The organism is Psychrobacter sp. FME5, assembly GCF_014861375.1.
Taxonomy (GTDB): domain Bacteria; phylum Pseudomonadota; class Gammaproteobacteria; order Pseudomonadales; family Moraxellaceae; genus Psychrobacter.
The window spans coordinates 1-12,498 of record NZ_RRYX01000090.1 but is presented as its reverse complement, the minus strand read 5'-3'; the positions used below and the strand labels follow the sequence as shown (position 1 = coordinate 12,498).

Here is a 12,498-nt window from a genome sequence, read left to right as displayed (position 1 = left end):
TAAACAGATGAGCCTATGGTGCTCAATACTTTACCGATACTGACTGAGGCTATAACAGCTATGTCTCTAACACCGCAGCCTCTAACTGTCATGAGCCGTATAAGCTCTTCCACTTTAGAGTGACAGCCGTTATAAGTTAATGCATGGTCGCCAATAAACTGACGTTTGCAGTCCTTACATTGATAATTCTGCTTGCCATAGCTTTTTTTGCCATTTTTCTTTAAACTGGGACTGTGACAGTCGGGGCAGCTGATATCTATTTGTGTCTTCATAACCTCAAATATATCATCTTGCTTTGGCTGTCACCCTCCTTTATTTCTTCAGCATACTTTCTGACACACCACCAACTGCTTTTATATTCGTATGTCTATTATAAGCTCAGTATTAGGCGTGAGATTGCAGTTTGTTTTTATCAATTATCTTATATATTTCATCTTTGAGCTGTAGTTTGCGCTTTTTCATTTGCTCAATTTCATCATCGCGGCTGGCGTTTTGAACCGCATCTTTATTAAGCTGATTGATTTGTTGATCCAGCTTAGTATGCTCATCAAAAATACTCGCAAAGTGGCTGTCTTTTTGTTTCAGCTCGGCAATAATTTCTCTGTTGTCTTGCCATGTATCAGTCTTTCTCATGTGGTCATCCTTGTTATGAAGCGCTGTCATGCGTTAAGCACTGGCGCATGGTAGTGAAGATTGCTGTGATGAATTGCTATGATTTTGAGACTTGATTTTGATTAAGCCAAGCCGCTATCTTATACCAAACCCAAAAAGTACGATTAGCGGCTTCAAACTCGTTTAGTCCACAAGACGTAGTACTTACACTCGTTTTCCTTGCTACTCTAATTTTTGTGAATGGTATTAGTTGAAGTGTGTTCAACATTCAGAAACAGCGATAAGGCTTAATACCAGCAGAAAATGCCTTTAATAAATATACATAAAAGCATGCATAACAGCGAATCTGCAATGAGACAAATAGGAATTTTTCTTATCTGTCTTACTCGATTGTAGCGAAAAAAATCACTAGATACCATGGCTATTATCTGTCTATATATTTAAATTTAATTTATTATACCTATTTATGATTGGTTTTATAAAACGTAAGGTTTGAGTTTCTCCGCTTGCCCAAAATCGCTAAACCTATGATAATAGAGCCATCAAAGGGCATAAGCCTATTACGTATAACGTGTCAGATAAAATAATTAGTACCAAGTATTTCCTACTTAAACGTGCAATATAACCGTTGCCGTTACATATTCAGTAATGATGAGGAACAAACATGATAGATAAAAGTTTATTAGATGCTGTAAAAAGTTATAGCGAAAACATGACCCGTCCAATTACCTTTGTATTGGGCAGCGGTGAGCATGCAAAACGTGCAGAATTGATTGATTTCTTAACTAAAGTTGCAGGCACTACGGACAAGATTAATTTTGATGCGTCAACCAATGATGACAGTCTGCCAAGCCCCATTAGCTTTAAAGTCGTCAGCCATGCTGATGACACGTTGACTGACACCGGTATCGTATTCAGTGGTATCCCGGGTGGGCACGAATTTACCTCGTTAATTTTGGCAATTTTGCAGGCGGGTGGTCATACGCTAAAATTGGATGAGGGTATCCAAAAACTGATTAAGCGCTTTAATAAGCCGTTACAGTTTCAGACTTATGTATCGCTATCTTGTCACAGCTGCCCAGAAGTGGTGCAAGCGCTGAACCAATTTGCGCTACTGAACGATGACATCAGTAATGAGATGATCGATGGTGCATTATTCCAAGAGCAAGTCGATGCCAATAATATCCAAGGGGTACCAGCGGTATTTTTAAATGGTAAGCCATTTGCCAATGGTCTTATTGACACGGCAAAATTGATTGAGAAGTTGCAAGAGCAATTTCCTGATTTGTTAAGCGAGGCTAGTGATGATACTGAGCAACTCGAGCAGCAAGATGTCACCATTATTGGTGCGGGTCCAGCTGGTGTTGCCGCCGCGATTTATACCGCTCGTAAAGGTTTAAAAGTAACCATGGTCGCTGACCGTATTGGTGGGCAGGTGAAAGACACCCAAGATATCGAAAACTTAATCTCTGTGCCTTTAACAACGGGAACTGAACTGTCGGCAAATTTTGAAAAGCATTTGCATGAGTATAATATCACGCTCAAAGAACACGTTAGTGTCAAAGAAATCGGTGAGACGGCAGAAGAAAACTACACCATCAACCTAAACACGGGTGAGACGTTTGAGACGCGTAGTATTATCTTGGCGACTGGTGCGCAGTGGCGTAAGCTTGGTGTCCCTGGTGAAGATGAAAACATAGGTCAAGGCGTGGCTTACTGTGCGCACTGTGACGGTCCGTTCTTTAAAGGTAAAGACATCTCCGTCATTGGTGGCGGTAATTCAGGTATTGAGGCGGCGTTAGATCTTGCCGGTATCGTTAAACATGTGACTGTGCTTGAGTTTGCGGATGACCTAAAAGCTGACCAAGTATTGATTAATAAAGCCAAAGAAAATAGCAATATCGATATCATTACCAGTGCAGCGACCCAAGAAATTAAAGCAAACGATGGTAAAGTGACTTCAATCGTTTATCAAGATCGCAACACTGATGAAACCAAAGAGCTTGATATCTCAGCGGTGTTTATCCAGATTGGTTTGGTACCGAATACTGAGTTTATCAAAGGCTTTGTTGACTTAAACCGCTTTGGTGAGATTGAGATTGATGAGCGTTGCCGTACCGATCGCAAAGGTATCTTTGCTTGTGGTGACGTGACTACCGTACCCTTTAAGCAGATTAATATTGCGATGGGTGAGGGTAGTAAAGCGGCATTATCAGCGTTTGAATATTTGGTTATGCAGTAAGTTAAGTTTAATATCAACCAGCCCATTGAAAATCCTATTGAAAGGATTTTCCTTGCAAGCCTAAAATTGACATGCAATTTTTTAACGGCTTTCAGGGCGAGGGTTCAAAAGCGGCATTATCAGCGTTTGAATATTTAGTAATGCAGTAAGTTATCTAGCTCTAAAGCTAGTTTTAGAAGCCACCTCTTTTGAGGTGGCTTTTTTTATGGAAAATGATTAACTATTTGTTAAACTCTATAAGTTGACGTATGTTTGGCAGTGTAAATTGTGTAGAGTGTAGCTAGATTGATTATCGAAGATACTACAGTGAAAGGAGCTTGTTTTGCACCATTTAACACATCAATTTTAAAGCGTATAACCTTAGTAGCTACTTTCGCTTGTGTATTTTGCGGCAGTCAGGCATTAGCGAACACATCTCAAATCAATAGCCCTATATCAAACAACACTCTTATGAATCTCTTGAAGCCTTATTATCCATTCTATAATAAGAAACTTAAGTGCCAAAGTGTGGTGGTTGACTCAAGTTTTTATGGTGTCTTTTCTAATGAAGATAACAAAGCGGGTCATTGTGTTGAAATTGATCGTCAAGTTATGGTTGAGACTAATAAAGGCAAACGTCTCTATGTACTAGTCACTGGCGATATAAAATTTGGTGAGCATGATGAGGGATTGAGAGACAGTAATGACGCTCTTTTTTACCAAGGCTTGGTGGGTATGTTTGTCTTAAAGCCAAATGGTAACAACTGGAAAATAGAATTGGCAAGTCCTATTATGAGTGCGGGTGCACAAGGTATGGGACTACGTGATTGGAAGTTGATGCGCTTTGCTCCCGATACTTGGGGCTTTGTAAATGAGGATAGTTACGAGTATTTGGGCTATGTAGAAACCAGTTTGGTTATATTAACGCCTAATGGGCAAAATATTATAAAAAGCGCCATCAATAATAGTAATTTTAGTGCTTATACTGATCTTTGTAGCGATGAGGTAAAACGGGTCTGCGATGATATCAAAGCCAAACTACAGCACATTGATACGAGTAAAGTCGTTGATGGTTTTTATCCTCTACACTTTACCGTCAACGGTCGCAAAAACAATAAGACTTATAAAAATGCAAATTATACCTTTTATTATAAAAAAGGTCAGGGCTATCAGATACCTGATAACTATCCTATAGGTTTAGAGAACTAGATGGGCTAGAACATTTATAAGCGTTAAATTTAACCTCATGAGAGAAGAGAAAACATGGCAAAATCTAAAGTAGCAAAAATAACTTTCAGCGCTATTGGTGCAATTATGCTTATGAGCTTATCAAATGTTGCCTCAGCGAAAAGCGTTAATGAAATTATTAAAGAGTATTACCCTATCTATAATGAGACAAAGCAGTGTCGAGGTATTATTGCTAATGATGGCTCATCAGGTGGTGAAGGCGCGTTTTATCAAAGCGGATATTGCATTGAGATTGATAGACAACTAGAGATGGAAACTAAAAAAGGCAAAAGATTGTATGTATTAGTTATTGGTGACATAGGTTTTAATGAAGACGGTAGCGAAGCATATGGGGCACATGTCTTTTCTGGTCTAGTAGGCATGTTTGTTCTAAAACCACAAGGTTCAGGCTGGGAGGTAGAATCCGCCAATCCAGCGATGAATGCAGGTGCTTTTGGTAAAGGGCTAAAAGACTGGAAGCTGATACAAGTTGCCCCTGATAAGTGGGGATTTATTAACATTCATAGTGATTCGCATTGGGTTCATTCAGGCTCGGCTTTTGTGTTACTTACTCCAGACGATAGTAGTATTAGAAGAAGCTGGGTAGAAGCCAAGTATGAACATTCTAATGCAGGAGCTGGGTCAGCAGGAAGCTGTAGCAATCCTGATGCCGATACCTGCACACTTTTAAAAGCTAAACTAGGCGTTAATAAGAAGAAGATAATTAATGGGTTTTATCCGTTAGAGGTTACGCTAAATGGTTTTGAAGATGACAAGGTATATAAAAATAAAGTCTATATGATTAAATATCAGCCCCGATTAGGGTATCAAGTACCCAATGATTATCCAATGAAAGATGTCAGCTTTTGATTTATATTCATAACTATATTTGTGTTTCATAAAAATGAACGATAACAACTTTTTTGAGAGCTTCAAGGGAAGTATTTAAGATGTTCAAATCTAATTTAGTATTACTCAGCTTAAGAAAAGTAGCGTTCGTTATTATAGTCTCATCGATATGCGGTATAGCCTCTGCTGCTGATAGTGTAATGGATATCCTCAAGCCGTACTATCCGCTTTATAACGAAGCATTAGGGTGTCATGGTGCGATTGCTCCTTCTGGTTCAGTCAATGGTTTAACTAGAGAACCTTATATGACAGGCTATTGCATCGATATCGATAGGCAAAAAGTCATAGAGACGGATAAAGGTAAACGCTTATATATATTGATTACAGGTGATGTTAGCTTTGATAAAAATGGTAAAGAAGTTTTACGTGGTCATGGCGCTAGTGGTTTAGTCGGTATGTTTGTTTTAAAGCCTAAAGGTGAAGGTTGGCAAGTTGAGTCGGCCAATCCTTATATGAATGCAGGTAGTTGGGGGCTTGGCCTGGGGGGTTGGGATTTAGAACAGTTTGCCCCAAATACGTGGGGCTTTATGAACGAGCATGGTGATACGCATCAAGGTTACACCAGTACAAGCTTTGTCATATTGACGCCAGATGGTCGCGGTATAATAGAGAACTGGATTGGCGCAGGTTTTGATAGTGGTGGTTCAGACGGTTGTGGTGGTCAGGGGCAGCGTCTATGTAATGATAGAAGTGCTGATTTAGAAATTGATACCAGTAAAACGGTAAACGGGTTTTACCGTCTAAAGCTAACTGTGAATGGATATAATCAGGGTAAAACCTATAAAAATAGTATTTTTTACATCAACTATCAAAAAGACAAAGGTTATATAGAACCTAATGACTATCCATTAAAAGATAATTATTAGGCTAGCTTCCAAAAATATGCTGACATTATGAATGGCCAGCTATCAATAGTTTTTGTCAAAACTACGATCAAACGCTATACAAGGTTTAGTTTTTATTCCGAATCAAAGCAATAACTGGCAGCGCAATCACATACATCAATACGCCATAGACAGCAGCAGGCAGAGCGATAGCAGGTAGGCCAACGGCTGTTCCCATGATGATAGGTGCTAAGGTGATGGCAGTCGTACTATTTTGAATACTGGTTTCGATGGAGATGGTTTTGCTATCGAACCAGCTAAGCTTCATTGCTTTAGAGGTCAAAATACTCAACGCAAATAAAACCACAATGATGAAGACAAGCTCTAGCCCAATAGATGCCAACTGCTCTTGTAATAATTGCCAGTTAGAAGCGATGGCAGCCAAGACAATCAATACAAAGAAGATACTGGCTAATCCATTTAGGATGCCGCTTCTACGCATCATAAAGTCAGTGAATTTATAGCGTGCAAGCATACCAATGCTAACTGGCAAAGCCGTCAATAAAAACATCACTACGCCAATTTTTACCGCGCTGATAGAGCCTGCTTGGTCTTGCATAAAGTGATTAAAAGCCAGCGTGATTAATATGGGTAGGGTCACAACTGATAACAGGCTAACCACACCAGTGAGTGCTACCGACAGCGCCACATTGCCTTTGGCATAAAAGGTAAGCATATTACTGGTCACACCGCCCGGGCAAAAACTAATCAGCATGATACCAAAGGCGATAGTTGGTGGCGGAGACATCATTAATACGACAGCTAAAGCAACCAAAGGCACAAAAATGACTTGGTTCACTAAGCCGACAACAAACGCTTTGGGATGATTAACGATGACCTTGAAGTCGCTGGGTTTTAGACCTGTCCCTAAGGTAAACATAATATAGGCAAGGGCTAAAGGCAGTAGAGCTAACACACTATTACTCATAAAACATTCCTTGTAAAATTAAAGGTCATATTCGAATGACCTTTTTAATAGCCCACATTCCTTGTGGCGGTATCGCTTTTAGCAGTTAAAATATGGTTTTAAATAATATAGTCTTAAATATTATAAAAGCCCATATATTTATATGGGCTTCTTGGTTTATTGCTTTAAGTTATTGATTATGATATCAGTCGTCTAACAAATCCATTTTCTTTGCTGCCTCATAAATACCTGTCGAGCGATTACCGGTACGGCAAAAAATTAACATTGGCTGCTCGGCTTGATTAAAGAAATCGGCAAACTCTTCAACGTGGTTTTGATTGAGTTCACTACCGGCAAAAGACACTTCTTTATAAGCAAGCCCTGCTTCTTTAGCTGCTGCTTCAATCTCAGCGCTGGTTGGCTGATTGGGTTCTTCACCATCTGGACGGTTGTTAATGATGGTTTTAAAGCCATTTTCGGCAATCATTGGTACTTGGTCAGGGGTGATTTGTCCGGTAATGCTAACTTGATGGCTCATAAGAGCTCCTTATTGTTTTTATATGAAAAGTGGAGTATTTGGTATAGAAGTACTGAGCCTTAGACTAAGCTGAATGGACAGCTTTCTAAAGATACCATATGTAAACGCTATCGTATTTTTATAGCCAGTTTTATAGCAGCCCTTGCATGAGAGCACTTTGATAAAGCAGTTTGGCGCGGGCCCCTGTACCACAAAACATAAGAATGGGTTTGGGCATCGAACGGTAAAAATCAGCAAACTGCTCGACAGTGGCCATGCTTAATCGTTCATCATCAAATGGTAGATGGTGATAAGTTAGATTGGCTTTTGTTGTTGCACTGGTAAAATCACAGCTATTGGGCTGCATTTCTGTCTCAGCGTCAGGGCGTATATTGAGCACAGAACGATAGCCAAGCTCCGCTATCTTCATACATTGGCTCGGGTAAATCTGTTTGTAAATCGTTAAATTATCGGTCATAAGTCATTTCGGTCGCGTATATTAAAAGGCGTTTGGATATAGAGTGTGGTAGCTAAGTGCTATTCTTTAAAAGCTATATTTCTAAAGGCTATATTTCTAAAGGCTATAGGTTAAGGGTTTTTTCTACAGACCGTGGTTTTCACGGCTTATACCAATTTAGAATAACACAGCTTTTATCATATCTATATTTTGTCACAGACAATATCTATCGTGACACATTAAATATATAGGCAGTTCTACATAAAAACGATACGTTGGTAGCACTCGTATCAGCTTTAAAGTGAATCAATTATACAAGTTGTTTGAAAGTCATCTGGCTATGTAGTTAGATGTCTTTCAGCGCATTCACCGCATCCATAGTACTTAAATAGACTTGTCCAGAAAGACGGGTAATGACTGGTGTACTTTCAATGATATCCATCACTGGGCCTTTGATAAAGCTAAAGCTTAAGTGCTTATTTTGGCTCAAAAGCTCTTGATTGAGGCTAATAAGCATCTCTTGTGCGGTCAAATCGATGTGATTGACTGCTGACATAATAAGAATGATTTCATGAGCTTCTGGGTATTGCCGTGTGGTTAGTATCACATTACGATGGACGGATTCACTATTGCCAAAGAACAAGCTTTCATCGATACGTAGCATCAATAAATTATGAAAAGTTACTACGTCATGACGATTGATATTACGAAAATGCCCTGTCCCTGCCAATTGACCAACTACAGCAACGTGTGGTTTGCTCGATTGCCAAATCAAACTGGCAAAAGATACCATAATACCGATTACCAAGCCGGTATTGAGGCCGAATATCAGCACACCAGCAAATGCTGCCATAAAACTGGCGGCATCTAAGCGATCCCGTTGCCAGGCAGACTTCAAGGTCGTCATATCGATAAGACCAATGATAGCAGCCATGATGGTCGCACCCAAAATAGCATAGGGCAGTGGCGCAAGGATATTGCCAAATGCTATCAAAGCGGCAACCATAACCAGTACCGTTACTAAGCTCGCCAGTGGCGTTTTTGCGCCTGATTCAACGTTGATAGCGGTACGCGAAAAACCACCAGCGATGGGAAAGCTTTGGAAAAAACCACCAGCGATATTGGCAAGCCCTAATCCTGTCAGCTCACGGTTGGCATCGAATGTCTCATTACGCAGACGCGCATAAGTACTGGCGACTGAGCTGCTAGATACAAAGGCAATGAGCGCCATTAATCCTGCAGTCGGCAATAAATTGAGGGCGTCATGAAAGTCTGGCAAATAAGGCCATGTAAAAGTTGGCAGTCCTTGTGGAACACTACCGATTGTTGCTACGCCATTTGTGGTCCAATCTAGATTGCTACTAAGGGCAATAGCGATAGCGAGAAGTATGAGCGGAAATAGCCGCTCCGCCCATTTAGCATAAGAAGGCGATAACCAAGACCGCCATACCCATTTGCTACCGTAACGGTTCATAACCATCAGTATAAAGGCAGTTGCTCCAATGAGTAGTGTCAATGGATGTAACTGGCGAGCATACATCAGCATACTCGATAAGTAACCGATTAAGCCGTTTCCAGCGATAGGTATGCCGGTCAAATATTTGAGCTGACTGGTAAAAATAAGTACGGCAGCACCACTAATAAAACCCGATGACACGCCGCGGCTAATGAACTGCATAATCCAGCCCAATTTGAGCTTCCCTGCGAGCCACAAAATAGCGCCCAGCATAAATGCCAGCAAGCCTGCCATCAGGACGTACTGCTCAGCGCCTTTATCCGCATAAGGGTGTAAAGCACTGGCGGTCATGATCGCGGTAACAGCTGCAGGACCTACTGCTTGTACATTGCTAGAGCCTAGCCACGCATAAACAGCGACTGGCACAATAGCTGCATACAAGCCATAAACGGGTGGCAGTCCTGCCAACACCGCATAGCCCAAACTTTGCGGGATAACGAGTACACCGACCACAATCCCTGCGATGATGTCAGTTGGTAAGGCAGACAGTTGGTATTGACGTAACCAAGCAGGAATCAGGCGAGCGGCGATAGAAGGCATAGTTATATGTCATCATAATAAAAAAGGTGAATTGCAGCCAAGCATTGTGTTAACTAAAAGGTCTTAATAAAATTTAACCCGTAAATTAACCGTCCGTTTTGTTACAAAAGCGCTCATACAGTAACTGTAGTACTGCTAAAGCATCGTCACTAGCGATACTATAGTAGATTTGCTTGCCTTCGCGGCGAGTTGTGACCAGCTCATCTTTACGTAGGATACCAAGTTGCTGCGATAAGCTTGGTTGACCAACACCGACCAAACTCTCAAGCTCACTGACACAGTATTCACCTTGAGTCAGCTGACATAAAAGTAGTAAACGATCAGGATGCGAGAGCGATTTTAACAACTGGCTGGCTTGCATCGATGCTTGCTGCATTTGCTCAGCAAGGTCATTCGGTGCGAAGTCTGCTACGCTAGGTGATATCGTATCAATATCACCAGAGGTAGATGTGCTCAATGCTGAAGTAGAAGTAGTCAGAGCGAGCTCCTTATATGAGACATAAGTAGAAGATAGAGAGTGTATGGATAAAGTTTGGGCTTATATAGTTAATTATCAATGATATTATCATTTATATCAAGTTATCATTAATTACATTATATAAATTGATAAATTGTTTAGTAGTTGCTATATTGTTATACATAGATAGTGAATAGGTAGATCCAAATCTTATAAACGCAGACCTATTATACGTAAGAATTTATTAAAAAATAAAACATTCATATAAAAGCAAAGAGGTAGCCATGCAAGTTCATTCTTTCTTACATAGCGACACAGAAACTTTTACCCACGTACTTGCCGATGTTCAGCAGCAAGTGTGTGCCATTATCGATCCCGTATTGGATTTTGACCCTAAATCGGGGCGTACGGCTACCGCTAGCGTTGACGAGGTGGTTACCTTCGTTCGTGAGCACGGTTGGGAGCTGGTTTATATCATAGAAACCCATGCCCATGCTGACCACATATCAGCCGCCATTCACGTAAAAGAAACGCTCGGTGGACAATTGGTCATTGGTCAACATATCACAGAAGTACAAAAAATATTTAAGCAAATCTTTAACTTTGATACCAGCTTCCGTACGGATGCCAGTCAGTTCGATATTTTGACGGATGATGGTGAGACGCTAACACTTGGCGGCATCACGATTACGGCTATGTATGTGCCGGGTCATACAAGGGCTGACATGGCCTACCTTGCCGCTGATGATGAAAAGACAGTGGTCTTCGTTGGTGATACTTTGTTTGCGCCTGATGTCGGTACAGCGCGTTGTGACTTTCCAGGAGGGGATGCCAAAACCTTGTATCAGTCTATCAAAAAGCTGCTGACCTTGCCTGATGATACCATCATGTATCTGTGCCATGATTACCCTAGTAAAGGGCGCAAGCATTGCCCAACCACCACTGTAGCAGCGCAAAAGCTCGGTAATATTCATATAAAAGATGGTATTAATGAAGCGGAGTTCGTAGAGATGCGTGAGCGCCGCGATGCCACGCTTGAGATGCCGCGTCTGATTATTCCGTCGGTACAAATCAATATTGATGCTGGTCACTTTCCAAAACCAGAAGACAACGGTACTCGTTATTTAAAAGTACCTATTAATGTACTCGGGCAATAAAATTAAAGTTTTTTTAGCAAAAATAAATAAGAAAACAGTTATGCACGCACAATAAAAATACCAGCCATCAGCATACTAGTCATGTACCATCAATCTATAATATAAAAAAATGGCTAGTATGTTTTCTATGATTTGTTCAATGACACGTGAGGATTTAGCCATGGAAATGAATATCGGAAGTACTGAACGTTTATTACGTATTATCGTTGGTGTCGTGATTATCGGTTTGGGTTTGTATTTCCAAAGCTGGTGGGGTGTGATTGGTCTGGTTCCTTTACTAACAGGGCTATTCCGCTTTTGTCCTTTGTATAGAGTGCTGGGTATGAATACTTGCAAACGTTAAACAGCGATTAAAACGATGATAAAAGTTATCATAAATGAATAAGTAAGTATGGGCGCTTTGTTTGACGGGCGCCTCTGCTATTTTCAAGGAGTCCAATAATGAGTGAGCAAAACTTCCATCTTGTATGTCCGCATTGCCAAGCGACCAACCGCATACCCTCTGAAAAGCTAAGCGCTGCGCCAAAGTGCGGTAAATGTGGTCAGTCATTATTGACTGCCAGTCCTCATGAATTAAATGCCCAAACAGTGAGTAAAGTCATCCAAAAAAACGATGTATTGACCATCGTAGACTTTTGGGCAAGCTGGTGTCAGCCGTGCCTAATGATGGCACCAGAGTTTAAAACCGCTGCCAGCCAGCTGCCGCAAGTGGTCTTTGCCAAAATACAGACCGATAAATACGAGCAAGCGGCAGCACCGTATAACATTCGCAGTTTACCAACCATGGTTGCATTTAGACATGGTAAGGAAGTCGCACGCCAATCAGGTGCGTTACCGAGCGACCAAATTGTCCAGTGGGTGCGAAGCCTGCAAGCTTAATGGTTTGTTTAAAATCTTCTCTACAATAAAAAAGCCAATACGCGATAAGGTGGTGTTCTAAAAAGTATGCTGGCATCAGACGTAGCCATAATTGATGTAAAAGAACACCAAATCAAACACTTTAAAATGATTATCAAGCTTTTTTGAGAAGCAACAAGTCTTTCTAACCGCTCGTCTTAATCGGTGTCTAAGGCGACAGTTATTACCCTCTATAC

15 protein-coding genes are annotated in these 12,498 nt (G+C 40.9%); 7 read left to right on the top strand and 8 right to left on the bottom strand.

Annotation, left to right across the window (positions count from 1 at the left end; translation table 11 throughout):
* Both EI161_RS10940 and EI161_RS10935 read right to left on the bottom strand, forming a co-directional pair.
* Positions 1-272, bottom strand: a 272-nt coding sequence (locus tag EI161_RS10940) for an IS1 family transposase (RefSeq protein WP_192529291.1), incomplete at its 3' end; no start/stop codon positions are given.
* A gap of 112 nt (positions 273-384) precedes the next feature.
* Positions 385-633: a YdcH family protein gene (locus EI161_RS10935; protein WP_192524041.1), complete on the bottom strand. Its 249-nt coding sequence runs from the start codon at positions 631-633 to the stop codon at positions 385-387.
* Between the two features lie 643 nt (positions 634-1,276).
* Here EI161_RS10935 and ahpF point away from each other — a divergent pair.
* From ahpF to EI161_RS10915, 4 genes are all read left to right on the top strand, one after another.
* Positions 1,277-2,854 (top strand): alkyl hydroperoxide reductase subunit F, encoded by a 1,578-nt coding sequence (gene ahpF, locus EI161_RS10930; protein WP_192524042.1) that lies wholly within the window; start codon positions 1,277-1,279, stop codon positions 2,852-2,854.
* 450 nt (positions 2,855-3,304) lie between these two features.
* Complete coding sequence (locus tag EI161_RS10925; protein ID WP_192524043.1) at positions 3,305-4,042, top strand: hypothetical protein; 738 nt, start codon at positions 3,305-3,307, stop codon at positions 4,040-4,042.
* Positions 4,043-4,096: 54 nt separating this feature from the next.
* On the top strand, positions 4,097-4,930 hold the full coding sequence (locus tag EI161_RS10920; protein ID WP_192524044.1) for a hypothetical protein: 834 nt from the start codon (positions 4,097-4,099) through the stop codon (positions 4,928-4,930).
* Positions 4,931-5,010: 80 nt separating this feature from the next.
* Complete coding sequence (locus EI161_RS10915; RefSeq protein ID WP_192524045.1) at positions 5,011-5,835, top strand: hypothetical protein; 825 nt, start codon at positions 5,011-5,013, stop codon at positions 5,833-5,835.
* Between the two features lie 85 nt (positions 5,836-5,920).
* On the opposite strand, the gene EI161_RS10910 is transcribed toward EI161_RS10915, so the two are convergent.
* The 5 genes from EI161_RS10910 to EI161_RS10890 form a co-directional block, all read right to left on the bottom strand.
* Complete coding sequence (locus tag EI161_RS10910) at positions 5,921-6,781, bottom strand: bile acid:sodium symporter family protein (protein WP_192524046.1); 861 nt, start codon at positions 6,779-6,781, stop codon at positions 5,921-5,923.
* A gap of 184 nt (positions 6,782-6,965) precedes the next feature.
* Complete coding sequence (locus EI161_RS10905; RefSeq protein WP_192524047.1) at positions 6,966-7,298, bottom strand: TIGR01244 family sulfur transferase; 333 nt, start codon at positions 7,296-7,298, stop codon at positions 6,966-6,968.
* 130 nt (positions 7,299-7,428) lie between these two features.
* Positions 7,429-7,755, bottom strand: coding sequence for a beta-lactamase hydrolase domain-containing protein (locus tag EI161_RS10900; RefSeq protein WP_192524048.1), 327 nt, complete (start codon positions 7,753-7,755; stop codon positions 7,429-7,431).
* 325 nt (positions 7,756-8,080) lie between these two features.
* Positions 8,081-9,790 (bottom strand): SulP family inorganic anion transporter, encoded by a 1,710-nt coding sequence (locus tag EI161_RS10895; protein WP_192524049.1) that lies wholly within the window; start codon positions 9,788-9,790, stop codon positions 8,081-8,083.
* Positions 9,791-9,875: 85 nt separating this feature from the next.
* A complete protein-coding gene (locus EI161_RS10890; RefSeq protein WP_263972265.1) occupies positions 9,876-10,247 on the bottom strand; it encodes an ArsR/SmtB family transcription factor in 372 nt (123 codons plus the stop codon).
* A 284-nt stretch (positions 10,248-10,531) separates the two neighbouring features.
* Here EI161_RS10890 and EI161_RS10885 point away from each other — a divergent pair, with 284 nt between their 5' ends.
* From EI161_RS10885 to trxC, 3 genes are all read left to right on the top strand, one after another.
* Positions 10,532-11,404, top strand: coding sequence for an MBL fold metallo-hydrolase (locus EI161_RS10885; protein ID WP_192524050.1), 873 nt, complete (start codon positions 10,532-10,534; stop codon positions 11,402-11,404).
* Positions 11,405-11,564: 160 nt separating this feature from the next.
* Complete coding sequence (locus tag EI161_RS10880) at positions 11,565-11,747, top strand: DUF2892 domain-containing protein (RefSeq protein ID WP_192524051.1); 183 nt, start codon at positions 11,565-11,567, stop codon at positions 11,745-11,747.
* Positions 11,748-11,845: 98 nt separating this feature from the next.
* Positions 11,846-12,283, top strand: a complete 438-nt coding sequence (trxC, locus tag EI161_RS10875) for a thioredoxin TrxC (RefSeq protein WP_192524052.1) — start codon at positions 11,846-11,848, stop codon at positions 12,281-12,283.
* Positions 12,284-12,358: 75 nt separating this feature from the next.
* Here the strand turns inward: trxC and EI161_RS10870 are convergent.
* On the bottom strand, positions 12,359-12,498 hold a 140-nt coding region (locus EI161_RS10870; RefSeq protein WP_192528726.1), incomplete at its 5' end, for an IS1 family transposase.

Coding starts and splice junctions, on each gene's coding strand:
- EI161_RS10935 (WP_192524041.1), bottom strand. CDS start 633: ATGAGAAAGACTGATACATGGCAAGACAACAGAGAAATTATTGCCGAG.
- ahpF (WP_192524042.1), top strand. CDS start 1,277: ATGATAGATAAAAGTTTATTAGATGCTGTAAAAAGTTATAGCGAAAAC.
- EI161_RS10925 (WP_192524043.1), top strand. CDS start 3,305: ATGAATCTCTTGAAGCCTTATTATCCATTCTATAATAAGAAACTTAAG.
- EI161_RS10920 (WP_192524044.1), top strand. CDS start 4,097: ATGGCAAAATCTAAAGTAGCAAAAATAACTTTCAGCGCTATTGGTGCA.
- EI161_RS10915 (WP_192524045.1), top strand. CDS start 5,011: ATGTTCAAATCTAATTTAGTATTACTCAGCTTAAGAAAAGTAGCGTTC.
- EI161_RS10910 (WP_192524046.1), bottom strand. CDS start 6,781: ATGAGTAATAGTGTGTTAGCTCTACTGCCTTTAGCCCTTGCCTATATT.
- EI161_RS10905 (WP_192524047.1), bottom strand. CDS start 7,298: ATGAGCCATCAAGTTAGCATTACCGGACAAATCACCCCTGACCAAGTA.
- EI161_RS10900 (WP_192524048.1), bottom strand. CDS start 7,755: ATGACCGATAATTTAACGATTTACAAACAGATTTACCCGAGCCAATGT.
- EI161_RS10895 (WP_192524049.1), bottom strand. CDS start 9,790: ATGCCTTCTATCGCCGCTCGCCTGATTCCTGCTTGGTTACGTCAATAC.
- EI161_RS10885 (WP_192524050.1), top strand. CDS start 10,532: ATGCAAGTTCATTCTTTCTTACATAGCGACACAGAAACTTTTACCCAC.
- EI161_RS10880 (WP_192524051.1), top strand. CDS start 11,565: ATGGAAATGAATATCGGAAGTACTGAACGTTTATTACGTATTATCGTT.
- trxC (WP_192524052.1), top strand. CDS start 11,846: ATGAGTGAGCAAAACTTCCATCTTGTATGTCCGCATTGCCAAGCGACC.